Below are 24926 nucleotides of genomic sequence, written 5' to 3'. Positions count from 1 at the left end.
ACTTAAAAATTAATTTTAATACTCTAATTATGAAATCTGTTTTTCTAAATCTGAAATTATAACTACCGCTTTGTCAAAATCCTGTTGAATCGTGACACTTGATGAAGGTGCATAACGCGCTATTTCACAATTTTCAGTAAGCGCAATAAAATCATTTACCGCTTCTGGATTTGCATTACGAGACAACAATAATTCTTGAATATTATCCTTACTCATTTCTGAGGTTTCAATATTTAGTTTGGCTTTCAAGAAATTATGCATCGCTTTTTCTAATGCCACATAAAACAGTTCTTTATTATTGATTTGTTTCTTGGCTTCTGATAAATATTTCTTGGCTAACCTGTTATTCATGCGGACTCTGTTTCCAGCAACATCACCATCCATAGCTTCTTTCTTCTTTTTGAACAATACAATCAGCGGGATCAATAAAAAAGGAAGCAATAACAACCCCATAAACGTATTAGACCCTAAAAAATCTTTCTTATTTATTGGAACAAAATTAGTCTTTGACTTAATGTTTTTAAATTTTTCTACAGTCGCAATCTTATTTTTATTACCCTTTGTAGCAGTAGAATCTACAGGCGTAGGCCCATCAAGTACATGTATCATGATTTCTGGTGAACGCAAGGTTTTATAGGTTCCAGAACTTAAATCAAAATATGAAAACTGCATTGGTTTTACCGGATAATTCCCTTTGTATTGCGGAACTATAGCATAACTATCAACTGATTTTCCTGCCATTCCAGATAGCGGTGTGCTAATGTCTTCGCTGTGAACGGCATCATACATTTCCAGAGCATTTGGAACTACGGGTTTTGGCAAACTAAATAGTTTTAAATTTCCTTTTCCGGTAACGCTCACAACCAAATCTAGGCTTTCACCATGTTTTAAATTAGTTTTTGATGGAGTAACTTTAAAATCAAAATTACCCACTGCACCGGTAAAATCATCTGGTTTGCCTGCTTCAGGTAGTGGTTTTACATTTATTGTTTTGGCTCCAGCCGAAACTCTTTTTGTAGTTTCGGTGAGTAGCATTCTACCAAACATATCTCTACGATTAGTAGGTAATTGCACATCAACGGTTAAGGAAAGAGGCTCAATTTTAAGTCTACCCGATTTTTGAGGATACAATATTACTTTCTTGAGAACAATATACCTGAAATTTTGACCTTTAAAAATGCCTTCTTCGGCAACTAGTTGTTTTATCTCAATGTTTTGACTCCAAAAATCATTATATTTGGGTTTACTTGTTTCCCCAAGATTTGTAATGCCAATGTTTGCAAAATACAATTTATACACTACAGTAACGGGCTCATTGAGATATGGATTTGTTTTAGAAACATCTGCAACCAAATATAAGTTTTCATCACCAGAAATTTGAGAATCGTTAGGATCTCTAGGCTGCTCTGTAGCTGCTGTAACCGTTATTTTTATGGGAGCTGTTTTGTAAATTTGCCCGTTGTACTCAATAGCCGCCGACTTGATTACAAAAATTCCTTTTTGATTGGGCACCAAAAAATAAGAATATGCTTTTTCAAAAGAGCTTCTCCCGTTTACCCAAGACTGACTCACTTGCTGACTAGGTCCGGCAATGATTCTGAAACCATCAAAAGATGGCTGCACGAAGTTATCGCCATCTACATTCATCATAAAATCAATACGCAATCTTTCATTCAAACCTAGCGTAGTTTTGCTAACTCTGGCCTCAAACTGAACCTGAGCGCTCAGCGTGCTACACACCAATAAAACAATCGCTGCAATGTATTTTTTCATTTTCAAAATCTCTAATTGAATTACCAATCTTTTTCTGTTTTAACTGGTTTTCCTTTTACTTTTTGGGCATTAACCTTGTCTTGAATTTTCTTTTCCTCTTTATTTACAGCGTCTAAAAGATTTTCTAAACGGTCTTTAGAGATTCCTCCTGGCGCAGGTTTAGGCTCTCCTTTTTCATTTGGTTTCGGATCTTTATTTTGCTTATCCTGATCCCCTTTGTCGTCCTTTTTATCTTTTTCCTTGTCGTCCTTTTTATCTTTTTCTCCGTCTTTCTTGTCGTCTTTTTTATCCTTATCCTTATCTTTCTTATCGTCTTTTTTCTTGTCGTCCTTCGGCGGATTGTCTTTTAGCATTTTTTTAGCCAAGGCATAATTATAACGTGTTTCCTCATCCTTTGGATCATTACGCAACGCATTTTTATAGGCCTCTACGGCTTGAGCGTAATCCTTTTCATTCATGAATACATTTCCTAGGTTATGAAAAGCACGATGTTTTTCGGGTCTGGTTTTCGAGTTTTTTAAGGCTTTCGCAAAAGCAAATTTGGCTTCACTAGACTGTTTTTGCTTGTAGATACTGTTTCCAAGATTAAAAGGCGCAGCAGCTTTATTAGGGAATTTTGAATCCGAAATTCTATAATTGGCTTCAGCTTCCGCAAATTTATTGTCCGCATATTCTTGGTTTGCTTTGGGCAAAATTCGGTCTTTTTGTTGCGCAAGCAATCCGGCTGTACCGCAAAAAGCACTGATTAAAAAAGCAACTATAATTATTTTAAATCTTTTCATTTATTGTAGCTCTATGTCCAAAGGGTTTTGAAAACCTTTTGAAAATAATTATTTATTCTCGTTAAATAAATCCAATTTCTTAACCCAACTTGTTTTTCTTTCCAATAGAAAAACATCTGCAAATAACAACAAAAAGGCAAAGCCTAAAAACCATTGAAATTGCGATTGAAAATCGGCCATTTCCGTAGCTTCAAATTCGGTTTTTTGAATATTGTTTAATGCATTTTTGACATATTCTAAAACTTCTTTTGTGTTATTTCCGTTTACATACCCTCCTTTTGTGGTTTTTGCAATCAATGTTAAACTTTCAGGCACCAACTTTGTAATTACAACTTCATTATTGCTGTCTTTTTTAAAACCTTCAACAACACCGTTTCGTTTTAGTGGAATTGTTCCTCCTTTTTCGGTACCTACTCCTATAGTGATAATTTTAATTCCTAGTTTAGCGGCTTCTTCTGCTGCAGCTTCTGCACCTTCATTATGATCTTCACCATCTGAAATCATAATTAAAAGCTTGCTCGTTTTCTTATCATCAAAATAAGTAGCTGATAACTTGATAGCCTCATTAAATGATGTCCCTACAGAGGAAACCATATCTGTATTCATGCTTTGTAAAAACATTTTAGCCACACTATAATCCGTAGTGATGGGCAAAACTGGAAAAGCACTCCCGGCATAGGCAACAATTCCTATACGGTCACTACCAAGCTGGTTGATAATTTGCGAAACAATTTGCTTGCTTTTGTCCAATCGGTTTGGCGCTATATCTTCGGCCAGCATACTTTTGGAGACATCCACAGCAAAAACAATATCAATTCCTTCGCGTTTTACCGTTTCCATTTTAGTTCCAATCTTTGGGTTTACCAGACCAATAATAAGCCCTAGTAAAGCCAAAATAAAAATTACAATTTTTAGAACAGGTTTAAACATGGAGCTGTCTGGACTCAGTTTTTTCACCATTTCTAAATCACCAAATTCACGTTGTTTCTTTCTTTTCCAATATAAATTGAATAAAAAAACCAACACTACTAGAGGCAGTATCAATAAGAGGTATAAATATTTTTTTTCGTCTAATTCCATTTTTTTACTTTTAGTCGCAGTATTCCGCTATAGTTTTGAACTGAAAACTGTGAGAGCGACTGTCATTATACAAAGCTTCTAAAAACCGTATTTCTTAATCCTACTTCCAGCAATACTAAAAATCCAGCAAACCATATAAACGGTCTGAATTTTTCATCATAATCATAAAACTTAAGTTCTTCTATTTCTGTAGTCTCTAGCTTATTAATCGATGCATAAATCTCGGCTAACTTATTATTACTGGTTGCTCTAAAATATTTTCCATCGGTTTTCTTGGCAATATTTTTCATTAATTGTTCATCAATCTCCACTTTCATCATTTGGAACAAAAATTTTCCATTAGGCGCAATAGCATATGGAAACATTGCCATACCATTAGTACCAATTCCTACTGTATACACTTTTATTCCGTATTGTTTAGCAATGTCAGATGCCGTTTCTGGCTCAATAAATCCGGCATTATTTACACCATCAGTCAATAAAATAACCACTTTGCTTTTAGCTTGACTGTCTTTTAATCTGTTTACTGCAGTTGCTAATCCCATACCAATTCCGGTTCCGTCTTGCAAAACATTGTCATATTTAATGCTGTTAATGGCATTAAGAATAACAGCTTTATCACTGGTTACTGGTGTTTTTGTATACGCTTCAGAGGCATAAACCACAAGCCCAATTCGGTCATTTGGTCTTTCTTGAACAAAATAGGCTGCTACTCTCTTGAGGGCTTCCATTCTATTAGGTTTCAAATCTTTGGCAAGCATACTTCCTGATACGTCAATTGCCATTACAATATCAATCCCTTTTGTAGTTTTAGTTTTATTGCTAATATCTACCGTTCTTGGTCGTGCCAATGCAATGATTAATGAACACAAAGCAAGTACTCTCAAAACGTTTAACATTGGTTTTAACTTGGTCAAAAATGATTCTGAACCTTTGAATCCTTCCAATGAACTCATTTTTAAGGTAGCCGATTGCTGCTTATTTTTTTGGAAAAACCAAAAAATAACAACTGGGATTAATACAAACAACCAAAAAAATTCTGGGTTTAAAAAAGTGATTTTGTCCATTATTTACTTGCTTGTTTTAATTCGACAGTATTTAAAACCCGTTCCGAAATTTCATTTCCATAAGAATCTCCTTCTTCATGAAAAATTAAAATTTGTTGCAAACCGCCTTCTTGACTAAACAATAGTGCCTCATAATACATTCGTGCTGTAGTTTTGTTTTGGCTGTCCAGTTGAGAAAAAGTTCCGTAAGCTTTTAATCCTTTTACACCTTCTGGCGTTTCAAATTCTTCTTGCTTGACAATCATGTTTTGTGCTCCTTGTGCTTCTAGAGATTGTAAAGCGCCATCTATTGATTTGGCCAAGTCAATTTGAGTTTCGGCCTTATATTTTAAAGTAGAAACCATTACATAAAAACGATCTACAATGCTACCATAACCAAAAGATTGCATTTCTTTGATCAATGCCATTCCGTTTTTAGGAAGCGTTTTGGTAAGATCTACACGTTTTAAAACCTTTGGAGTTTCAATGATAATACCGGGATTTCCGTATTCACTTTTCACCCATTCTCCCTCTAATAATTCCTTAGTAGGGTGACCCATAATGTTGTCTTTTACAAAATCAAAACCTCTAGTTGCAATAAAATAAGCGGTCACAGCTGTTACAAGAAAAACAACACTTGCAATAGCGGTTTGAATGCGTTTTTTTCTTTGCTTGCGTAATTGCAATTCAATTTGTTTTTGTTTTTGAGCTTCGTTTAAAAGTAATTCTTCTTCAAGAGGAACCTCAACTGGAATTGATTTATCTAACGTTAAAATAACTTTTTGAATTTTGTTGCGATCCTCCGTTATTTCGAAATCAAGAGGTTTTGATTTGGCAAATTTTACTAAATCGGCCTGCTTTAAAACTCGCTCCAGGTTTTCAATAATTTCCTGTGAAAGTGTCATTTTCTTTTTGACAGAAGCCGCTCTTAATCCCTGAATCAACTCAGATGTTGTGCTTTCCATGGCTGGAATTTCAATCGCTTCTTCGATATAATTTCTAGCAATATCTGTTAATTCACTATAATAAGCCTTGACTTCTCCTTTTTGCCAAAGTTCTTTTCGCTCTAGGGTATCTAGTAATGTTGTTGCTTTTTCAATAGGAGTTTTAAAAACTTCTTGTTGTAATTTTTTCTCCTGACGCTTTTTTAGAAACCAATAAACTAAAACGGCTATCCCTGCAAGTAATAGAATTGCCAAAACATATTTCCACCAGTTACCCATAGTCTCCTCTGCTGGAGCAATGTCTTTAATGTCATACATTTTTTGTTTTAGTGTATCCACTTGCACATTGGCAACTTCTACTAAAAGTGAATCCGTAAGAAAGGCTTGGTTGTTGATGAAAATTTTAAACCTAGGAATAACATACCTCCCAGAATCAAATTGGGTAAGTCCATATCTTTTTGTCAATTCATATCGACCTTCTATTTTAACGGTATCAACTGGATAAGACTGAATGACTTCTAATGCGCCAAAGTTTCTTGATTTTGGAAAAAGTACACGGCTTGACGAATCTACCGTTGTTTTTATAGTCAACTTAAACTCGGCACCAATCTTATTTTTAATTGTATCAATACTTGTAACCACTTGCTTTTGTTGTGCAAAAACAGCCGTAGAAAGCAGCAATAGCAGTAGATATAAATGTTTTTTCATGTTGTATTATTGAACCTCTTTTGATTTTTGATTGCTGGTAAACTATTTGTAATGCCTATTTAATCCCGAAACTTCTATTTATTTTTTATCAAAAATCTGAATTTATCATCTCGATTTAAAGTAACTCAGCAACTTAGTCACATAACTTTCATCAACTCTTGTGTTCACCACACCTGAACCTGATTTACTAAACGTTTCCTTAAAATAATTTACCTTATCATGGTAGTGTTTTTCATAACTAGTACGAACTGATTTAGACCCTGTGTTAATCAACTCAATAGCACCTGTTTCGGCATCAAGCATAGGAACCATTCCTAAATCAGGCATTTTTTCTTCCCGAATATCATATACTCGTATTCCAGTAACATCATGTTTTTTGGCAGCAATTTTTAGTGTTTGTTCATAACCGTTTGCCATAAAATCAGAAATAACAAATACAATTGCTTTCTTTTTTTGAGTTCCTGATAAAAACTTTAAGGCTTGCGCTAAATCTGTTTTTTTGCTCTTTGGCTCAAACTCTATCAACTCTCTAATGATTCTTAATACATGCGACCTTCCTTTTTTTGGCGGAATATACAATTCTATTTGGTCAGAAAACAAAATTAAACCAATCTTATCATTGTTTTGAGTAGCTGAAAAAGCCATAGTTGCCGCAATCTCTGTAACAATATCTTTCTTAAATTGATTTTTAGAACCAAAACTTTCTGATCCCGAGATATCTACCATTAGCATCATGGTCAGCTCTCGTTCTTCCTCAAAAACTTTTACGTGTGCTTCATTATACCTTGCGGTTACATTCCAGTCAATTGCCCGAATATCATCCCCATATTGGTACTGTCGCACCTCACTAAAGGTCATTCCACGTCCTTTAAATGAGGTATGATATTCCCCCGAGAAGATGTGATCGCTCAATCTCCTCGTTTTAATTTCTATTTTTCGAACTTTTTTTAAGAGATCTTTTGTATCCATTTTTTTTAGTTTTCAGTCGCAGTTTTCAGTCGCAGTTGACAAGTCATATCTTATACACTGTGACTGAAAACTGAAAACTAATTTTTAAGGTACTTCTACTTCGTTTACAATTTTATTGATGATGTCAACAGAAGTAACGTTTTCTGCTTCGGCCTCATACGTAATTCCTATACGGTGGCGTAACACATCATGCACAACTGCACGAACATCCTCAGGAATAACATACCCACGGCGCTTGATAAAAGCATAACATTTTGCGGCATTCGCCAAATTGATACTTCCACGAGGAGAAGCTCCAAAACTGATCAAAGGTTTTAAATCAGCTAGTTTATATTTTTCAGGATAACGCGTTGCAAACACGATATCCAAAATGTATTTTTCAATTTTTTCATCCATGTACACCTCTCTTACGGCTTCTTGAGCTCGCAAAATTTGTTCAACAGATACTACAGCATTTACTTTTTCATAACTCCCTTTTAAATTTTGACGAATTACAAGGCGTTCATCTTCCATCTTAGGGTAATCGATAACCGTTTTCAGCATAAAACGATCCACTTGAGCCTCAGGCAATTGATACGTTCCTTCTTGCTCCACTGGGTTTTGTGTTGCCAATACTAAGAAAGGTCTATCCAGTTTAAAAGTAGTATCCCCAATGGTTACTTGCTTTTCCTGCATCGCCTCTAGTAATGCCGATTGTACTTTGGCTGGAGCACGGTTGATCTCATCTGCCAAAACAAAATTGGCAAAAATAGGACCTTTTTTTATAGAAAATTCATTTGCCTTGATGTTGTAAATCATAGTACCCACAACATCCGCAGGAAGCAAATCTGGAGTAAACTGGATTCTGCTAAATGATCCTTGAACGGCTTGCGCCAAAGTGTTTATGGCAAGAGTCTTTGCAAGTCCAGGTACACCTTCAAGTAAAATATGACCTTGCCCTAAAAGCCCAATCAACAATCGCTCAACCATGTGTTTTTGACCCACAATGACTTTGTTCATTTCCATAGTCAAAAGATCTATGAACGCACTCTCTCTTTCTATTTTTTCATTGATAGCTCTTATGTCTAAAGTCCCCGTATTTTCTTCCATTATATCTTTTTTAAAACCTTGTATTTAATGCCTTCGTTTTGAAGCTGCAAATTGAATTTTTTTTTAGAAGTAAGATGTTAAAAAATGGTTAAAACTTCAATAAAATAGGTAATTTTAAGGACATATTGTGATACAATTTTTATATTTTTAAGAACTTTGAATATTATACTTTGATTTCAAAGTTTTGTACCTTTAAACAAAAAAAATCAACCATGAGCAAAACAAAAATATCACCCATAATAGCAGGGGTCATGAATTGGGGAATTTGGGATAAAAAACTCAATACCAAAGAAATGGAAAACATGATCAACGTGTGTCTTGAAAACAAAATAAGCACCTTTGACCATGCTGATATTTATGGAGATTACACCACCGAATTTGAATTTGGTAAAGCATTAGCTGCAAGTAAAATAGATAGAGAAAGAATACAACTAATCTCTAAATGTGGCATTCAAATGGTAACTGAAAACAGAAACAACACCGTTAAAAATTACCAATATTCACAAGAATACATCATAAACTCAGTTGATAATTCCTTGAAAAACCTGCAAACAGATTATCTAGATGTACTGTTATTGCACAGACCTAGCCCCTTAATGCAAGCCGATGAAATTGCTGAGGCGGTTTTAAAACTAAAAACGGCTGGGAAAATTAATGATTTCGGATTATCAAATTTTACCACCTCACAAACAGAACTCATCCGTACCAAGACCGAAGTTTCATTCAATCAAATTCAATTTTCGGCTACGCATCATGAGCCCATGCTTGATGGCAGCCTTGATTACATGCAAATTCACGGTATTCGACCAATGTCATGGAATCCACTCGGATCTGTTTTTAGAGAGGATATTCCGCAAACAAGAAGACTAAAGAAATTACTAGCTACGCTGGTTTCAAAATACCATTTAGGATCTGATTCTATTTTATTGGCTTGGATTTTAAAACATCCAGCTCAAGTAATTCCTATTGCAGGGACTGTAAATGTGGCACGTATACAATCACTACAAAAAGCAGTTGAATTAGAGCTAGAACATGAAGATTGGTTTGCTATCTGGACCGAAAGCATGGGTCATAAAGTACCTTAGAAACTTTTAAACTCTTTAAATAAAATTATTTTAATAATGATAAAAACTGCCTTAATAACTGGAGCTACTAGCGGAATAGGAAAAGCAACCGCACAGCTTTTAGCAAAAAACAATTATAAAATTATCCTTTGCGGAAGACGAGAAGATCGACTAGATGATTTAAAACAAGAACTCTCAAAACTCACTGAAGTTCACACTTTAAACTTTGATGTACGTGACAAGAAAGCGGTTTTTGATAGTATTAACTCAATTCCGGAAAACTTTGCAACCATAGATGTTTTGATTAATAATGCAGGAAACGCACATGGTCTTGACCCAATACAAAATGGAAATTTAGACGATTGGGACGCTATGATCGATATTAATGTCAAAGGACTTTTATACGTTTCAAAGGCTGTGATTCCTGGAATGATAGAACGAAAATCAGGTCATATCATTAACATAGGGTCTATAGCTGGGAAAGAAGTGTATCCAAATGGAAATGTATATTGTGCCTCTAAACACGCCGTTGATGCCCTCAACCAAGCTATGAGAATGGACTTAAATCCCTACGGCATACGAGTGGGTGGCATACATCCTGGCGCTGTAGAGACTGAGTTTAGCGAAGTACGATTTAAAGGCGATACAGAAAAAGCTGCAAATGTATATAAAGGATTTGAACCCCTGCGTGCCGAGGATATTGCTGATATTATTCATTTTGTGGTTTCTAGACCCTATCACGTAAACATTGCCGACTTGATGGTATTACCAACAGCCCAAGCAGCAGCTACTATTTTAAAAAGAGATTAATTAGTATTTCTATTGATTGATTATTATTTATTTCTATTGATTATTTATAAAATCTTCGAATATGGCGAATTACAATTCTTTTGAGGAAATGGGAATTTATCAATTAGCCAGAGAACAAAGCAATCATGTTTGGCATTTGATTGAAAATACAACTCTTGGTCAAGATTATAAATTAAGGGATCAAATCAATGGTTCTTCTGGGTCAGTTATGGATAATATTGCTGAGGGTTTTGGTCGCGGAGGAAACAAAGAATTTATAACTTTTTGAGTTATTCAAGAGGTTCATGTTGTGAAACAAAAGCACAACTACAGCGTACCTTCGACAGAAAACATATCAACGAAAAAACGTTTTTGGAGTTAACTTTAAAATCTCAAATTATAATTGATCAAATTTCAAAATTCATGAATTTTTTAAAGAGTTCTGACAGAAAAGGATCAAAATATGACTAATAACTCTGTTTAGCCAACAATAAAAAATAGAAATAAATAATAAAAAATAACGATGATCAACAAACGTCTACTTATTAAAAACCTACTCGCTCATAATGACGAGAGTAGTTTTTATGATAAAAAAAGACAGTTGAACTTGCATTCTCGTGAGGGAAAAGCAAAATTTTTAAAACACATTTGTGCTCTTTCTAACTCTAATCCAACTAATAATTCATACATTGTAGTAGGCGTTGAAGATCAGGAAAATACAATTGTAGGTGATGATTTTTTTGACGATAGCCGTATCCAAAATCTTGTAAACGCCTATCTTGAAAATCCTCCCAAAATTCAATACGAGAATATTCCTTTTCCTAATTTACCTAAGGAAAAAGTAGTGGGTCTTGTTACCATAAAACCCAAAAACAAAACATCATCCTTCAAAAAAGGAATACACACCATTCCTATTTCATCTATTTTTATTAGACGCGGCAGCAATACCATACCACTTGACGGAGACTTTGAAAAAAATTATCAAAACACTGAGACAGTTATTGGTATAGAAAACAACTCCAGAAATAGTATTGAAAATACGCTTGATGGTGTTATGGATTTTATGAACCTTCGGCACAAGGATATGTCTCCAAAATACAAAGTCTTTAAAGAATTATTTGTTATTTGTTGGGCAGGTATTACTAAAAAATCTCGAGACAAAACCTATCTTTCTCGTGTAGATATTGAATTAATTAATGAGCAAATTAAACTCTTTTATTCATCACAAGATGTGGTTGAAATCACTTTTGACGAAGATACTTTTACTATTATTGAATATGTTCCATTGGGTTTAAATGATAAAACCAGCTATTATCCACTTGAAAAACAAACCATTCATTTTCAAGACAATGGATATTATAAAATTGAACGAGAGTTTTTATTTCAACCGCCAGAATTCAATAAAAAATTACTGTTTCACATTTATAATGTAAACCTTAGTATCTTAAAAAAGCTAGAAAAGGGTTTTGAGTTAAACCATAGAGAAAACAAAGATCTAGCAAACTTACCCTCTACCTTCATGATTTGTTACCTCAACGGTTTTGATGATGCCAAACAAAAATTGATTGATGCTAAGCCAATATTGAAACCTTTTAACCAAGTGTATTTATCGTTTAAGGAGTCATTACGAATTTTGAGAAAGATGAAATATGACGTTCAATAAAATGATTCCATTTTTAATTTTTACAAAATTAAAAAACAAGCTGTATTTAATGAAACCAATACTATATAGTATTTTACATTTTTTAAAAATGTCAGAATTATATAGAAACGGACTTTTGCTAAAAAAAAGCCAGTAATTCTGTAACCAATTGGCAAATAAATTTAGCTATAAGCAATGACAACTCTACAATTACGCCCATATTAAGGAAATTTAGTATTTTTTGTAAATTTAAACTAAAAAACTAAAATAATTACTCACTAAAAACAGTGATTTTTAAAACCACAAAAAACATCGTAAAAAAAAGTAAATTCAGCTATCCTTTTATCGTTAAAGTAAAAAAAGAAAGTGTATTTTGGCTTGTAAAATTAAAGTATCATCTAGAATAATTTTCTAGTATTTTTGCAATATTAAAAAAACAGCACATACATGAGAACACTTGTAATAGGCGACATTCACGGTGGTTTAAGAGCACTTCATCAAATAATGGAGAGAGCCAAAGTCACTACAAACGACACCCTCATTTTTTTGGGTGATTATGTTGATGGATGGAGCCAATCCCCTCAAGTACTGGATTTTATAATAGATTTAAAAACCAAACAAAATTGTATTTGTATTCGTGGAAATCACGATGATTTATTGCTAGAATGGCTAGATAAAAATAAAGATAACCTTTTATGGTATAAACATGGTGGAGAAGCAACAGTACTAGCCTATGAACTTGTAAGTGCCGCTACAAAACAAAAACACATTACGTTTTTAAAATCACTAGAGAATTTCCATGTTGATGAAAAAAGACGCTTGTATGTACACGCCGGTTTTACTAATATAAACGGGGTCAATTTTGAATATTTTACTGGTCAATTTTACTGGGATAGAACGTTGTGGGAAACTGCGCTCGCGCTAGATGACAGGATGAAAACGGATCACCCTTTTTATCCCAAACGTTTTACGTTGTATGAAGAAATATACATTGGACATACGCCTGTGACTCGTATAGGCGAGACAACACCTGTACAAAAGGCAAATGTATGGAACGTTGATACAGGAGCAGCTTTTAAGGGAGCGCTAACCATACTTGATGTAGATACTAAAGAGTTCTGGCAAAGCGAGCCTTTACATCAATTGTATTTTGACGAAAAAGGAAGAAATTAATTATTATTGAAGTACTTTTACACCATTAAAAAAAATAAGTATGAAAAAGATTATTACATTGGCGTTACTACTAACAGTTGGACTATCACAAGCTCAGGCTTTTAAAGGTGCTGGAGATGTGAAATTTGACCTTGGTGCAACAATTCAAGATGGAGGTTCAGGAATTAGAGTTTCAACAGATTTTGGTTTGGGTGAAAACATGTCTTTCGGGATTGCGTCTTCTTATTTATTATCTGTGTCGAATGATGCGCTGGGTAACAAACCAGAATTTGGAGATAGAATTGACGTAAAAGGAAGATTTAGCGCTAATTTAGGAAATGTATTTCAATTAGATGAAAAAATGGATATTTATCCAGGTTTGGATTTAGGCTTACGCAATTTTGGTGCTCACTTGGGTTTCCGTTATTTCTTTACTGAAGGTTTCGGAATTTTTACCGAAGCTGGAATTCCTATTGCTAGCTACAAAACGAATCCTATCGGTTTTGACAAATTAAACAATCAGTTCACATTTAATGTTGGAGCGTCTTTCAATTTGTAAAACAAAACTATTTTAAAATAAAAAAAGGCAATTTGAAATTTCAAATTGCCTTTTTTAGTATTTCTAATTATTCAATTACAAATCAAATTTAATTCCTTGTGCTAGGGGTAAACTTGTGGTGTAATTGATGGTATTTGTTTGTCTTCTCATATACACTTTCCAAGCATCAGAGCCAGACTCACGACCGCCACCAGTTTCTTTTTCTCCTCCAAAAGCACCACCAATTTCGGCACCTGAAGTTCCAATGTTTACGTTTGCTATACCGCAATCAGAACCGGTTACTGATAAAAATAATTCCGCTTCACGCAAATTGTTGGTCATAATTGCAGATGACAATCCTTGTGCTACTCCGTTTTGAATTGCAATGGCATTTTCTACCGTTCCTGAATATTTTAATAAGTACAATACAGGAGCAAAAGTTTCGTGCTGCACAATTTCAAAAGCGTTGTCAGCCTCAGCAATAGCTGGTTTTACATAACAACCACTTTCAAATCCTTCACCAGAAAGTACTCCACCTTCTACAAGAATTTTTCCACCTTCGGCAACTACTTTTTCTAATGCTTTATTATACATTTCTACAGCATGAGTATCAATTAATGGTCCAACATGGTTGTTTTCATCTAATGGATTACCAATACGCAATTGCTTGTAAGCCGATACCATGGCATCTTTTACCGTATCATAAATACTTTCGTGAATGATCAATCTACGTGTTGAAGTACAACGTTGCCCTGCTGTTCCTACCGCACCAAATACAGCACCAATAACTGTCATTTTTATATCAGCATCTGGAGTTACAATGATGGCATTGTTTCCACCTAATTCTAACAAAGATTTTCCAAGACGACCTGCAACCGCTTGCGCTACAATTTTTCCCATACGAGTAGAACCTGTTGCAGATACCAACGGAACGCGTTTGTCATTTGTCATCATTTCGCCTACTTTATAATCTCCGTTGATCAAACAAGAAATTCCTTCAGGCAGGTTGTTTTCTTTTATTACTTCGGCAATAATATTTTGGCAAGCAATACCACAAAGAGGTGTTTTTTCAGATGGTTTCCAAACGCAAACATCGCCGCAAATCCAAGCTAATGCTGTGTTCCAAGCCCAAACTGCTACTGGAAAATTGAAAGCTGAAATAATTCCCACAACTCCCATTGGATGGTATTGCTCATACATTCTATGTCCAGGACGTTCAGAGTGCATGGTTAAACCGTGTAATTGACGAGATAATCCTACTGCAAAATCACAGATGTCAATCATTTCTTGAACTTCTCCATATCCTTCTTGCAATGATTTCCCCATTTCGTAGGAAACTAACTTGCCTAAAGCTTCTTTATTTTTACGTAATTTTTCACCAAACTGGCGTACAATTTCACCGCGTTGTGGCGCTGGCATTGTTTTAAAAGTCTTGAATGCCTCTGTAGCAGTTTGCATTACTTTTTCATAATCGGCAGCGGTTGTTGTTTTTACCGAAGCTATCAGCTGGCCATCTACTGGTGAATGACTTTCTAGAATTTCACCGTTTGAAAAATGATTTATTCCTGTTGACGTTCCTTCGTTTATGGGTTGTACGCCCAATTGCGCCAATGCTTCTTTCATTCCGAATTGATCTGCTATTGTTATCATTGTAACTTTTTTATTAAATATTGTTATATTTTTTTACAAATATATTGATTTGACTTGAAATACAACAGTGTGAAACTGCAATTTTACTTGATTGAATATATAAATTTGTACGTGAAAACACCACCGTATTCGAGTTTGTGCCGTGATTGAAATTTCAAAATGAAAAAACATATCGTCTATTTGGTGTACTATTTTCTAGCCCCGGTAGTAGCGGCATCCTTTTATGACTGCCTTTGCAGGAATAAAAGATACAGCGGATGACGGGAATAGCTCCTAAAAAAACTAGTCTTTAGAAACAAATTTAGGATCGGCCTGCATGACTGTGCCACACGAATTACAAGTGCGCAAGCTTTCTGAATTATAGAAATGCTTGAAATGCGGCAAAAAATCTTTTTCGATATTATGCAGTTCAAAATAGACTTCATGAAGTTTGTGGTTGCAAGAATCACAAAACCAAAGCAGACCATCTGTAAATCCTTGTCCGGCTCTTTTCCTTTCTATGACAAGCCCAATAGAACCCTCGGAACGCACAGGCGAATGAGGCGTTTTGACTGGATTAAGATACATGTCACCAGGATGTAATTCCATTTCCTTGCGTTCTCCATCTTCTTGAATAATTACTTTTATCGAACCTTCGAGTTGGTAAAATAGTTCTTCGGTTTCATTGTAATGGTAGTCTTTACGGGCGTTTGGGCCAGCAACAATCATAACGATATAATCACCAGACTCTGTATATAAATTTTTGTTCCCAACGGGCGGTTTAAGAAGATGACGGTTCTCATTAATCCATGCATTAAGGTTGAAAGGTTTTGCGATTGCCATTTTAGTATTAGTTTCAAAGTTACTAAGCCACTAAGGTACTAAGATTTTAAGTGAATCAAGCGACTAATTTTTTACAAAAAAAACGAAGGCGGATTAGCCTTATTTTTGTTTGATTAAATAAATATAAACGGGAAAGTGATCGCTGAAACCGATTTCGGATACTGAATGCCGCAACGGATATCCTTTGTATTGCCCACTGCTTTGTATCAAAAAAGGCTTGTTGTAAATACCTGCTTTCCAGAAACGATAGCTCGAGAAATCGGAACGAATTAAAGTCTCAGAAAGCATTATTTGGTCAAAAATATCCCAAGCATCTCGGTGTGCAATGGTTCCTAAACCTTTCTGAGCCATTTCTTCGAAGGGGTTGTAAATCCCAAACTCTGGAACGGAGGCTTTTTTGGCTTTGGCGCCAAGCCCTATTTTTACGCTTTTATTATAAGGTCCATCATTGAGATCGCCCATGGTGATGATTTTTGCTTCAGGATTAATGCGCTGCAAAGAATCAATTATTTTTCTGTTCAATAAGCCTGCTGCCTCGCGATACGGGCTTGATTTTTTTTCACCTCCAGAACGCGATGGCCAGTGGTTCACAATAATATGGACTTCCTCACCCTCTAGAAAACCAGTTACTAAAAGTTGGTCTCTAGTATACACTCTATAATTTTTAGTGTTTACTTGGGGCTTATCATCTGTTATATCATCAGTTTTTTCGAGAACCTCTTCAGTTTGTGAGTTTCCTTTTTTATAAAGATATAAAGGGATATTGCTAAAGCTAGTGGGTTGGAATTTCTTTTTTTGATACAATAAGGCTACATCGATTCCTCTTTTATCGGGCGAATCAAAATGTATGATTCCGTAATCTTTATCAATGATTTTTGGTTCTTTCACAAGGTCTTCTAGTACAGCACGGTTTTCTATTTCGCATCCACCAATGAATGTGGGTGAATCTGGATTTTCTGAAGAACCAATTTCGGCTAGCACACGAGCTAGATTACTAAGTTTTTTTTGATATTTATCATACGTCCATTTTTGAGTTCCTCCAGGTGTCCACTCCTCATCATAAGTGTCTGGGTCGTTTATGGTGTCGAATAAATTTTCGAAATTATAAAAAGCTACAGTATGAATAATGTATTTTTTGGATTGAGCATTCCCAACCGAACTCCAACCCAATAAAAAAACGAGTGCTAATAGGGTTTTGTAAAACCTAACTTTAAAGTACAACATAATTAAAATCAATTAATTCAGGATAAAAATAGTGATTTGTATCGAATTTCGTATTCTTTCTTAAATGACTATCTTTGAAATCAAAACCGTGTTGCTTAATTTGATGAAACAGTATACCAATACACACAACATTTATAATCCCATTTTTTATTGGGTACTATTGTTTATTTTTGTTTTTCGAACATTACCTTGTCAATCACAACCCACTATGATAACACCACCTTATTTACAAAAAGGAGATACAATTGCCCTTGTAGCAACAGCCAGAAAAAACATTGACAACAACCTGCAACCTGCTATTGACTTGCTACACAGTTGGGGCCTTGAGGTAATCATTGGAAAAACGATTGGATTAGACAACAACCAACTCGCTGGCACAGACGAGCAACGCGCAGCCGATTTTCAAGCGCAACTGGACAATCCTAATATTAAAGCAATTTGGTGTGTGAAAGGGGGCTATGGCACGGTTAGAATGGTCGATTTACTAGATTTTACAAATTTTAAAAAGAATCCAAAATGGATCGTTGGTTTTAGCGATGTGACCGTTTTACACAGTCATTTGAATACCTTAGGATACCAATCCCTACATGCCATCATGCCACTCACTGCACCAAGAGCGACTCCACAAGCAGTTGAATCATTACGAAAAGCTTTGTTTGGTGAGAAATTATCTTATTCGGTTACATCCTTTTCAAAAAACAAACTCGGAAAAGCAACAGGTCAATTAGTAGGCGGTAATTTATCCATCTTGTACAGTCTGTTTGGCTCTACATCTGCAATTGATTGTTCTGATAAAATTTTATTTATCGAAGATTTAGATGAATATTTATACCATATTGACCGTATGATGATGAACTTAAAACGCAACGGTTGCCTCGAAAGCATTAAAGGAATTGTGGTAGGATCTATGACTAAAATGAAAGACAACGATATTCCGTGGGGTAAAAATGCACTCGAAATTATTGAAGACGTTACACAAAAATACTCAATTCCAATATTGTATAATTTCCCTGCAGGGCACATTCAAGACAATAGAGCTTTGATTTTGGGAAGTAAGGTCACACTAGACGTGCAGGAAAAAGGCGGAACACTTACATTTGAATAAAAAAAACCTACTCCCTCCGAAGGAGTGGGAGACTTGGCAGAAGCAGTTTGGGAACGTCTGCAGTACACTGAATTATGTTTTTTTCATTGATGAATTTTAGTTGCAGAAGTTAAAAAACTTGAAACCTCAAACTTGAAACAAAATTTTTAAATGGCTGAACACAACGAACTTGGCAAACTTGGAGAAGAAATGGCTGTTGAATTCCTCCAAAAGGAAGGCTACACTATTTTGCAAACCAATTATACGTTTCAAAAAGCAGAAATTGACATCCTTGCTCAAAAAGCTGGTGTTCTTGCTGTTGTCGAAGTAAAAACAAGATCTTCCTTGGATTTTGGTTTACCACAGGATTTTGTGAAGCCAAAAAAAATACAACTCTTAGTAAAGGCTGTAGATGCTTATGTCACTCAAAATGATCTTGACCTCGAAGTTCGTTTTGATATCATAGCCATTCATAAAGAAGATAAATCTTTTGTGATTGAGCACTTTATCGATGCGTTTTATCACTTTTAAACGTATTTTCTAGATGTTATATTTGTAACAAAATGTTTTTTTATTTATCTTTGCACCCACTTTACACACTAACTACGCGTAAAATAACGACCAACTAAAAAAAATCCATCATGAAAACTGTTTCTTCAATTGTTGAAAACTACATTAAAACTAAACCTTTTTTACTAAATGCTTTATCACTAGGTATCATCAACTTGACCTCATTATCAAGAAATATAATGACAGAGTTAGAAAGTGAATTTGGTAAAGAAGTGAAACAAGGTGCTGTAGTAATGGCATTGAAGAGATTGACAGAGGAGCTGGATTTTAGACTCAACCACAAGATCAATAAAGTCATCAAAAATATTGGCGAAATCACCGTTCGATCAGCGTTGACGGATTATACTTTTGCAGCCTCAGAAACGGTTTTGAACAAACAGGCTGATTTAATTGCGGATATCAATGCATTGCCAGATATTTTTTATACTTCGTCAAGAGGGGTAAACGAAACGAATATTGTAGTAAGTAATAGTATCAATCATCTTGTAGACAAACATTTTGCAAGTGAAAAATTGATTCAGAAACTAGATGATTTAGCATCAATTACCGTAAAATTACCAAAAGAAAATATTGTAGTTCCTGGAATTTACTATTTCATTTTTCAGCGTTTGGCTTGGGAAGGAATTATTATCAACGAAGTAATTTCGACATCAAACGAGTTCACTATTTTAGTAAGTGAAGAACAAGTTGATGTTGCTTTTAAAGTGATAAAAGATTTGAAGAATTAAAAACATTCTACAATAAATAAAGCTTCCAGCCTTCAAAAGGCTGGAAGTTTTGACAATATCTTACTCCCCACCCAACATCTCCATCAATTCCAAACACCTGCGAGTAGTTTTGGCATCATCAAAGGTTAATAGTAAACGTAATCCTGCTGGAGTTTGCTTTTCTTTCATTTTGCAAATAGAAGTGTTTTTTTGCACAAATTGCAATACGTTTTGAAAACGATTGGATTGGTAATAATCTGATTGTTGATCTGAGACAAAATAGCCAATCATTTTGCCTTGCTTCATCACTAATTTCTCGATTCCTACCCGTGTAGCAATCCACTTAATGCGTATACTGTTCATCAACGCTTTGGCACGTGGCGGCATTGGACCAAAACGGTCAATTAATTTATCCTGAAAAACAGTAAGCTCTTCCTCATTTTTTACATCGCCTAGCTCATTGTACAAACTCAATCGCTCTGCTACATTATTGATGTACTCATCTGAAAATAGCAATTCAAAATCAGTATCAATTTGTAATTCTTTGACGTATTCTTTGGTTTCCAAATTGTTTTCCTCGGGATACAAATCCTTGAATTCATTTTCTTTCAATTCATCAATAGCCTCGTTCATGATTTTTTGATAAGTATCAAAACCAATTTCGTTAATGAAACCGCTTTGCTCGCCGCCCAGTAAATCTCCAGCACCACGAATTTCTAAATCTTTCATCGCGATATTGAAACCACTGCCTAATTCACTAAATTGTTCCAAAGCTTGAATTCGCTTTCTGGCATCATCGGTCATGGCAGAATACGGGGGACAAATAAAATAGCAAAAAGCTTTCTTGTTGCTACGCCCTACTCGTCCACGCATTTGATGCAAATCAGACAGTCCGAAGTTATTGGCATTATTGATGAAAATTGTGTTTGCATTCGGTACGTCTAATCCGCTTTCGATAATGGTTGTTGCGACTAAAACATCGAATTCTCCGTTCATGAAAGCCAACATCAATTCTTCGAGTTTTTTGCCATCCATTTGGCCGTGACCAATTCCCACTCTGGCATTGGGAACCAAACGCTGAATCATACCGGCTACTTCCTTAATATTTTCTATTCGATTATTGATAAAGAAAACCTGTCCGTTTCGCTGAATTTCATACGAAATAGCATCCCGAATAGTCTCTTCGCTAAAACCAACCACATTCGTTTCAATAGGATATCTATTGGGCGGAGGCGTAGTAATCACCGATAAATCTCGGGCTGCCATCAATGAAAACTGCAAGGTTCTAGGAATAGGCGTTGCTGTTAGTGTTAAGGTATCCACATTAGCAGCTATGGTTTTGAGTTTGTCTTTTACGTTGACACCAAATTTTTGTTCCTCATCTACAATCAACAAACCAAGATCTTTGAAAACCACATTTTTGTTGACCAATTGATGCGTTCCTATGACAATATCAAGTTTTCCTTCAGCTAATAATTTTAATGTTTCGGCTTTTTGTTTGGCGGTTCTAAAACGATTTAAATACCCTATTGAAACCGGCATATCTTTCAATCGTTCCGTAAAAGTGCGGTAATGTTGGTAAGCCAAAATGGTTGTGGGAACCAAAATGGCAACTTGTTTGCTGTTATCCACTGCTTTAAAAGCCGCACGAATAGCCACTTCGGTTTTACCAAAACCTACGTCACCACAAACCAAGCGATCCATCGGTCTATCGCTTTCCATATCCGCTTTTACCTCAGCCGTTGATTTAGTTTGGTCTGGCGTATCCTCGTAAATGAACGAACTTTCTAATTCATTTTGTAAGTAACTGTCGGGCGCAAACTGAAATCCTTTTTCGAGTCTTCTTTTGGCGTAAAGCTGAATCAAATTGAAGGCAATATGCTTAACACGCGCCTTAGTTTTTTGTTTTAAAATTTTCCAAGCATTCGAACCCAATTTGTATATTTTGGGAGGAGTACCGTCTTTTCCGTTGTATTTTGAAATTTTGTGGAGCGAGTGAATACTCACATACACAATGTCATTATCGGCATAAACGAGTTTGATGGCTTCTTGTGTTTTGCCTTCGACTTGTATTTTTTGCAACCCACCAAAACGACCTATTCCATGGTCAATATGCGTGACATAATCGCCCACCGAAAGTGTCGTGAGTTCTTTTAAAGTGATGTTTTGTTTTTTCGAATAGCCATTTTTGATGCTGAATTTATGATAGCGTTCAAAAATTTGGTGGTCTGTGTAGCAGGTAATTTGGTTTTCTTCGTCAATAAAACCTTGATACAAAGGCAACACAACAGTATTGTATTGCTTGCGAATGTTTTCGGAATTGGCTTCGTCTAAACTTTCAAAAATATCATGAAAACGCTTGGCTTGCGCATCATTCGAACAAAACAAATAATTTTTGTAGCCATTGAAATGATTTTCATTTAAATTATTCAGCAACAAATCAAATTGTTTGTTGAATGACGGCTGTGGTTTTATATGGTATTCAAATTTTTTGGTGGTTCTAAAAATAGGTTTTGATCCCCATTCTACCACCGCAAAATCCAAAGCTCTTTTTATAAATTCGGCTTGATTTAAGAATAATTGTTCCGGTGAAGCGCGTTTTATTTCCTGTGATAATTTTGCAAAAGCTTCCTCAGCTTTGCCAAATTGTTTGTCTAGTTGTGCTAAAAAATCTTCGGTATTTTGAATAAAAATTACCGTTTTCTCTGAAACATAATCTAAAAAACTTTCTCTATTTTCCTGAAAAACTTTGTTTTCAACATTTGGAATTATAGTGATCTTTTTTTGGGTTGCAATAGACAATTGTGTTGCTACATCGAAGGTTCTGATACTTTCTACTTCATCCCCAAAAAACTCAATTCGGTACGGGTCATCATTTGAAAAAGAAAACACATCCACGATTCCTCCACGAACCGAAAATTCTCCAGGCTCTGTAATAAAATCAACTCTTTTAAACTCGTATTCAAATAAAACTTCGTTGATAAAGTCTATCGAAATTTTATCATTAATCGCCACTTTTAAGGTGTTTTTATCCAGCTCTTTTCTGGTAACCACTTTTTCAAATAAAGCCTCGGGATACGTGACAATAACGGCGGGTTTTTTTCTAGAATTTATACGATTCAATACTTCGGCACGAAGCAGTACATTAGCGTTATCTGTTTCCTCAATTTCGTACGGACGACGAAAGGAACCGGGATAAAAAAGTACGTCTTGATCACCAATAATCTGTTCCAAATCATTCAAGTAGTAGGCGGCTTCATCTTTATTGTTTAAAACAATCAAAAAAGGCAACTCTGCTTTTTTGAAAATAGAGCGAATTACAAATGACACTGCCGAACCCAAGAGTCCCGACAAATGCATTTTTACGGCGTTGTTATCCTGTAAACACGCAACAATTTGCAGGTTTTGAGGCGTATTATCATAGATCGTGTATAGGGCAGTTTTACTCAACTCGGGGTATATTTGGGTCTATTATTGGTGTATTTGGAATTGCTCGTGTAGAATCTAGCATTCGTCTAAGCTCAGATTCCCCTTCTTCTAGCGGGATTTTACTTTTTTCTACAATTTTATCCATTTGTCTTTGTAGCGAAACTAATTCTAGATTTATTTCTGCTATCAAAAGAACCACTTTTTTATCTGGAATTTGATCCAAGTGTATGAATAAGTCAAGCATTCGAACCTTAGTAACTAGGGTTGCAATTCTACTTTTTATTTGAGGTTTATCAAATTCAAAAGGAATTCTATCCTGTAGCGCAATTGCTTTTTTAGAAAGCGCTTTGGCTTTACGCTGGTAGGCGTTGGCTGTGTTTTTTGGTTTTTGAGATAATTCATCAAGAAAAAGTCGGAATTCATTCCAGGAAGACAAACTTTTCTCGGAAGCATCAGTAAGAGGAGTGTCATAAAAATTCCAATTTTTTTGAATGTTTTTTAAGATCACTTCTTGTTTCTGAACTTCTTTTTTGTTTTCCAAAACGCGGTTATCAACCTCATCTTTACAAGAGCTTACAAGTAAAACCAGCATGAGGAACACAAAGGAAGAGTATTTCATTTTTACATAAGTTAAAGTACAAAGTTACAAAGTAAATTTACAATTATGAATTATAGAAATCGAATAACAATCTAGTACCTATATATTGTATTTTAGCAATAAAAAAACAAACAATTAGCAGTAAGAAATAGCACATTACTAATTTTTATATGTTTTTATAAAGATTATAATAATTTTTTGATATTTTCGAAAACGTTATCTTTGCTTAACAAAACTTAAAAAACATGAGTACAAAAATATTAATTATAGGCGCTTGTGGCCAAATAGGTACTGAGCTTACGCAAAAGTTACGCGCAATTTACGGAACAGAAAATGTTATAGCCTCTGATATCCGTAAATTAAATATTGATGTCGTAAATTCGGGTCCATTTGAAGTAGTAAATGCGTTAGATTTTAATCAGATTGAGCATTTAGTTGAAGTACATCAAATTACCGATGTGTATTTAATGGCGGCACTTTTATCGGCAACAGCCGAGAAAAATCCAGCATTTGCATGGGACTTGAATATGAACTCCTTATTTCATGTTTTGAATTTGGCGAAAGCCGGAAAAATAAAAAAGATATTTTGGCCATCAAGTATTGCGGTTTTTGGACCAACAACCCCGAAAGAAAGCACGCCACAGTACACCATCATGGAGCCATCAACGGTATATGGAATCAGTAAACAAGCGGGCGAAAGATGGTGTGAGTATTACCACAATATCTTTGGTGTAGATGTACGCAGCATTCGTTATCCTGGTTTAATCAGCTGGTCATCGCCTCCTGGTGGCGGAACTACAGATTATGCTGTAGATATTTATCACAAAGCACTAGCCGACAAAAAATACGAGTGTTTTTTATCCTCAGAAACTAAAATGCCAATGATGTATATGGACGATGCTATTGCTGCAACCATTAAAATCATGCAAGCACCCGTTGAGCAAATTAAAATTCGTTCCTCATACAATTTGGCCGCTATGAGCTTTACGCCAACAGAAATTGCTGCCGAAATCCAGAAACACATTCCTGAATTTACGATTACATACGAACCGGATTTCCGTCAGAAAATTGCCGACAGCTGGCCCGCCAGCATAGATGACAGCAGCGCTCGCGAAGACTGGAACTGGAATCATGAGTTTGATTTAGCAACCATGACAGTGGATATGCTGGAGCATTTGAAGTAAACTTTTTGAACATAAACAAAACGCCGCAAAACATCAATTTTGCGGCGTTTTTTCATTTGTAAAACTTGTCAACCTATTTTAG

General features: G+C 35.3%; 21 protein-coding genes and 1 pseudogene. 10 read left to right on the top strand and 12 right to left on the bottom strand.

Going from position 1 to position 24926, the window contains the following annotated elements:
• Nucleotides 1-27 precede the first annotated feature (27 nt).
• The 7 genes from FJV36_RS01945 to FJV36_RS01915 form a co-directional block, all read right to left on the bottom strand.
• On the bottom strand, nucleotides 28-1773 hold the full coding sequence (locus FJV36_RS01945) for a BatD family protein (protein ID WP_158730347.1): 1746 nt from the start codon (nucleotides 1771-1773) through the stop codon (nucleotides 28-30).
• A 20-nt stretch (nucleotides 1774-1793) separates the two neighbouring features.
• On the bottom strand, nucleotides 1794-2555 hold the full coding sequence (locus FJV36_RS01940; protein ID WP_158730349.1) for a tetratricopeptide repeat protein: 762 nt from the start codon (nucleotides 2553-2555) through the stop codon (nucleotides 1794-1796).
• 48 nt (nucleotides 2556-2603) lie between these two features.
• On the bottom strand, nucleotides 2604-3635 hold the full coding sequence (locus tag FJV36_RS01935) for a VWA domain-containing protein (protein WP_158730350.1): 1032 nt from the start codon (nucleotides 3633-3635) through the stop codon (nucleotides 2604-2606).
• A 65-nt stretch (nucleotides 3636-3700) separates the two neighbouring features.
• Nucleotides 3701-4702: a VWA domain-containing protein gene (locus FJV36_RS01930; protein ID WP_158730352.1), complete on the bottom strand. Its 1002-nt coding sequence runs from the start codon at nucleotides 4700-4702 to the stop codon at nucleotides 3701-3703.
• Entirely contained in the window at nucleotides 4702-6333 is a 1632-nt protein-coding gene (locus FJV36_RS01925; RefSeq protein ID WP_158730353.1) for a hypothetical protein, read from the bottom strand. Before FJV36_RS01925 ends, FJV36_RS01930 begins: the two co-directional genes overlap by 1 nt.
• 105 nt (nucleotides 6334-6438) lie before the next feature.
• Nucleotides 6439-7302 (bottom strand): DUF58 domain-containing protein, encoded by an 864-nt coding sequence (locus FJV36_RS01920; protein WP_158730354.1) that lies wholly within the window; start codon nucleotides 7300-7302, stop codon nucleotides 6439-6441.
• A gap of 84 nt (nucleotides 7303-7386) precedes the next feature.
• A complete protein-coding gene (locus tag FJV36_RS01915) occupies nucleotides 7387-8391 on the bottom strand; it encodes a MoxR family ATPase (protein ID WP_086453249.1) in 1005 nt (334 codons plus the stop codon).
• A 212-nt stretch (nucleotides 8392-8603) separates the two neighbouring features.
• On the opposite strand from FJV36_RS01915, the gene FJV36_RS01910 reads away from it, so the two are divergent.
• From FJV36_RS01910 to FJV36_RS01885, 6 genes and pseudogenes are all read left to right on the top strand, one after another.
• Nucleotides 8604-9476, top strand: coding sequence for an aldo/keto reductase family oxidoreductase (locus FJV36_RS01910; RefSeq protein ID WP_158730355.1), 873 nt, complete (start codon nucleotides 8604-8606; stop codon nucleotides 9474-9476).
• A 36-nt stretch (nucleotides 9477-9512) separates the two neighbouring features.
• A complete protein-coding gene (locus tag FJV36_RS01905; RefSeq protein ID WP_158730357.1) occupies nucleotides 9513-10265 on the top strand; it encodes an SDR family NAD(P)-dependent oxidoreductase in 753 nt (250 codons plus the stop codon).
• Between the two features lie 61 nt (nucleotides 10266-10326).
• Nucleotides 10327-10715: pseudogene (locus FJV36_RS16610) on the top strand (four helix bundle protein).
• A gap of 52 nt (nucleotides 10716-10767) precedes the next feature.
• Nucleotides 10768-11907, top strand: coding sequence for an ATP-binding protein (locus FJV36_RS01895; RefSeq protein WP_158730359.1), 1140 nt, complete (start codon nucleotides 10768-10770; stop codon nucleotides 11905-11907).
• 426 nt (nucleotides 11908-12333) lie between these two features.
• A complete protein-coding gene (locus FJV36_RS01890; RefSeq protein ID WP_158730361.1) occupies nucleotides 12334-13059 on the top strand; it encodes a metallophosphoesterase family protein in 726 nt (241 codons plus the stop codon).
• A 40-nt stretch (nucleotides 13060-13099) separates the two neighbouring features.
• Nucleotides 13100-13597: a DUF6646 family protein gene (locus FJV36_RS01885; protein WP_158730362.1), complete on the top strand. Its 498-nt coding sequence runs from the start codon at nucleotides 13100-13102 to the stop codon at nucleotides 13595-13597.
• Between the two features lie 75 nt (nucleotides 13598-13672).
• Here the strand turns inward: FJV36_RS01885 and FJV36_RS01880 are convergent, their stop codons facing one another.
• From FJV36_RS01880 to FJV36_RS01870, 3 genes are all read right to left on the bottom strand, one after another.
• Nucleotides 13673-15226: an aldehyde dehydrogenase family protein gene (locus FJV36_RS01880; protein WP_158730363.1), complete on the bottom strand. Its 1554-nt coding sequence runs from the start codon at nucleotides 15224-15226 to the stop codon at nucleotides 13673-13675.
• Between the two features lie 282 nt (nucleotides 15227-15508).
• Complete coding sequence (locus FJV36_RS01875; RefSeq protein WP_158730365.1) at nucleotides 15509-16048, bottom strand: 3-hydroxyanthranilate 3,4-dioxygenase; 540 nt, start codon at nucleotides 16046-16048, stop codon at nucleotides 15509-15511.
• A 99-nt stretch (nucleotides 16049-16147) separates the two neighbouring features.
• Nucleotides 16148-17272 carry an endonuclease/exonuclease/phosphatase family protein gene (locus FJV36_RS01870; RefSeq protein ID WP_233264618.1) on the bottom strand — a complete coding sequence of 375 codons (1125 nt, stop codon included), beginning with the start codon at nucleotides 17270-17272 and terminating at the stop codon, nucleotides 16148-16150.
• 208 nt (nucleotides 17273-17480) lie between these two features.
• On the opposite strand from FJV36_RS01870, the gene FJV36_RS01865 reads away from it, so the two are divergent.
• From FJV36_RS01865 to FJV36_RS01855, 3 genes are all read left to right on the top strand, one after another.
• Nucleotides 17481-18377, top strand: a complete 897-nt coding sequence (locus FJV36_RS01865; protein WP_158730366.1) for an LD-carboxypeptidase — start codon at nucleotides 17481-17483, stop codon at nucleotides 18375-18377.
• Nucleotides 18378-18527: 150 nt separating this feature from the next.
• A complete protein-coding gene (locus FJV36_RS01860) occupies nucleotides 18528-18887 on the top strand; it encodes a YraN family protein (protein WP_158730368.1) in 360 nt (119 codons plus the stop codon).
• Nucleotides 18888-18997: 110 nt separating this feature from the next.
• Nucleotides 18998-19654: an aspartate kinase gene (locus FJV36_RS01855; RefSeq protein ID WP_158730369.1), complete on the top strand. Its 657-nt coding sequence runs from the start codon at nucleotides 18998-19000 to the stop codon at nucleotides 19652-19654.
• 60 nt (nucleotides 19655-19714) lie between these two features.
• On the opposite strand, the gene mfd is transcribed toward FJV36_RS01855, so the two are convergent.
• Together mfd and FJV36_RS01845 are read right to left on the bottom strand one after the other, a co-directional pair.
• Nucleotides 19715-23083, bottom strand: coding sequence for a transcription-repair coupling factor (gene mfd / locus FJV36_RS01850; RefSeq protein ID WP_158730371.1), 3369 nt, complete (start codon nucleotides 23081-23083; stop codon nucleotides 19715-19717).
• Nucleotides 23076-23681: a hypothetical protein gene (locus tag FJV36_RS01845; RefSeq protein WP_086454412.1), complete on the bottom strand. Its 606-nt coding sequence runs from the start codon at nucleotides 23679-23681 to the stop codon at nucleotides 23076-23078. Before FJV36_RS01845 ends, mfd begins: the two co-directional genes overlap by 8 nt.
• Before the next feature lie 224 nt (nucleotides 23682-23905).
• On the opposite strand from FJV36_RS01845, the gene FJV36_RS01840 reads away from it, so the two are divergent.
• The gene (locus FJV36_RS01840; protein WP_158730373.1) at nucleotides 23906-24844 is read left to right on the top strand and encodes an L-threonine 3-dehydrogenase; all 939 of its coding nucleotides are present in this window, start codon (nucleotides 23906-23908) and stop codon (nucleotides 24842-24844) included.
• The last annotated feature ends 82 nt before the right edge of the window (nucleotides 24845-24926 follow it).

Source organism: Flavobacterium sp. I-STPP5a, from assembly GCF_009764685.1.
Classification (GTDB): Bacteria; Bacteroidota; Bacteroidia; order Flavobacteriales; family Flavobacteriaceae; genus Flavobacterium.
This window is presented reverse-complemented; position numbering and strand designations above follow the sequence as displayed.

What these genes read in the sequence shown, in the direction of transcription:
- FJV36_RS01945 (WP_158730347.1), bottom strand. Translation starts at nt 1,773, where the DNA reads ATGAAAAAATACATTGCAGCGATTGTTTTATTGGTGTGTAGCACGCTG.
- FJV36_RS01940 (WP_158730349.1), bottom strand. Translation starts at nt 2,555, where the DNA reads ATGAAAAGATTTAAAATAATTATAGTTGCTTTTTTAATCAGTGCTTTT.
- FJV36_RS01935 (WP_158730350.1), bottom strand. Translation starts at nt 3,635, where the DNA reads ATGGAATTAGACGAAAAAAAATATTTATACCTCTTATTGATACTGCCT.
- FJV36_RS01930 (WP_158730352.1), bottom strand. Translation starts at nt 4,702, where the DNA reads ATGGACAAAATCACTTTTTTAAACCCAGAATTTTTTTGGTTGTTTGTA.
- FJV36_RS01925 (WP_158730353.1), bottom strand. Translation starts at nt 6,333, where the DNA reads ATGAAAAAACATTTATATCTACTGCTATTGCTGCTTTCTACGGCTGTT.
- FJV36_RS01920 (WP_158730354.1), bottom strand. Translation starts at nt 7,302, where the DNA reads ATGGATACAAAAGATCTCTTAAAAAAAGTTCGAAAAATAGAAATTAAA.
- FJV36_RS01915 (WP_086453249.1), bottom strand. Translation starts at nt 8,391, where the DNA reads ATGGAAGAAAATACGGGGACTTTAGACATAAGAGCTATCAATGAAAAA.
- FJV36_RS01910 (WP_158730355.1), top strand. Translation starts at nt 8,604, where the DNA reads ATGAGCAAAACAAAAATATCACCCATAATAGCAGGGGTCATGAATTGG.
- FJV36_RS01905 (WP_158730357.1), top strand. Translation starts at nt 9,513, where the DNA reads ATGATAAAAACTGCCTTAATAACTGGAGCTACTAGCGGAATAGGAAAA.
- FJV36_RS01895 (WP_158730359.1), top strand. Translation starts at nt 10,768, where the DNA reads ATGATCAACAAACGTCTACTTATTAAAAACCTACTCGCTCATAATGAC.
- FJV36_RS01890 (WP_158730361.1), top strand. Translation starts at nt 12,334, where the DNA reads ATGAGAACACTTGTAATAGGCGACATTCACGGTGGTTTAAGAGCACTT.
- FJV36_RS01885 (WP_158730362.1), top strand. Translation starts at nt 13,100, where the DNA reads ATGAAAAAGATTATTACATTGGCGTTACTACTAACAGTTGGACTATCA.
- FJV36_RS01880 (WP_158730363.1), bottom strand. Translation starts at nt 15,226, where the DNA reads ATGATAACAATAGCAGATCAATTCGGAATGAAAGAAGCATTGGCGCAA.
- FJV36_RS01875 (WP_158730365.1), bottom strand. Translation starts at nt 16,048, where the DNA reads ATGGCAATCGCAAAACCTTTCAACCTTAATGCATGGATTAATGAGAAC.
- FJV36_RS01870 (WP_233264618.1), bottom strand. Translation starts at nt 17,272, where the DNA reads ATGTTGTACTTTAAAGTTAGGTTTTACAAAACCCTATTAGCACTCGTT.
- FJV36_RS01865 (WP_158730366.1), top strand. Translation starts at nt 17,481, where the DNA reads ATGATAACACCACCTTATTTACAAAAAGGAGATACAATTGCCCTTGTA.
- FJV36_RS01860 (WP_158730368.1), top strand. Translation starts at nt 18,528, where the DNA reads ATGGCTGAACACAACGAACTTGGCAAACTTGGAGAAGAAATGGCTGTT.
- FJV36_RS01855 (WP_158730369.1), top strand. Translation starts at nt 18,998, where the DNA reads ATGAAAACTGTTTCTTCAATTGTTGAAAACTACATTAAAACTAAACCT.
- FJV36_RS01845 (WP_086454412.1), bottom strand. Translation starts at nt 23,681, where the DNA reads ATGAAATACTCTTCCTTTGTGTTCCTCATGCTGGTTTTACTTGTAAGC.
- FJV36_RS01840 (WP_158730373.1), top strand. Translation starts at nt 23,906, where the DNA reads ATGAGTACAAAAATATTAATTATAGGCGCTTGTGGCCAAATAGGTACT.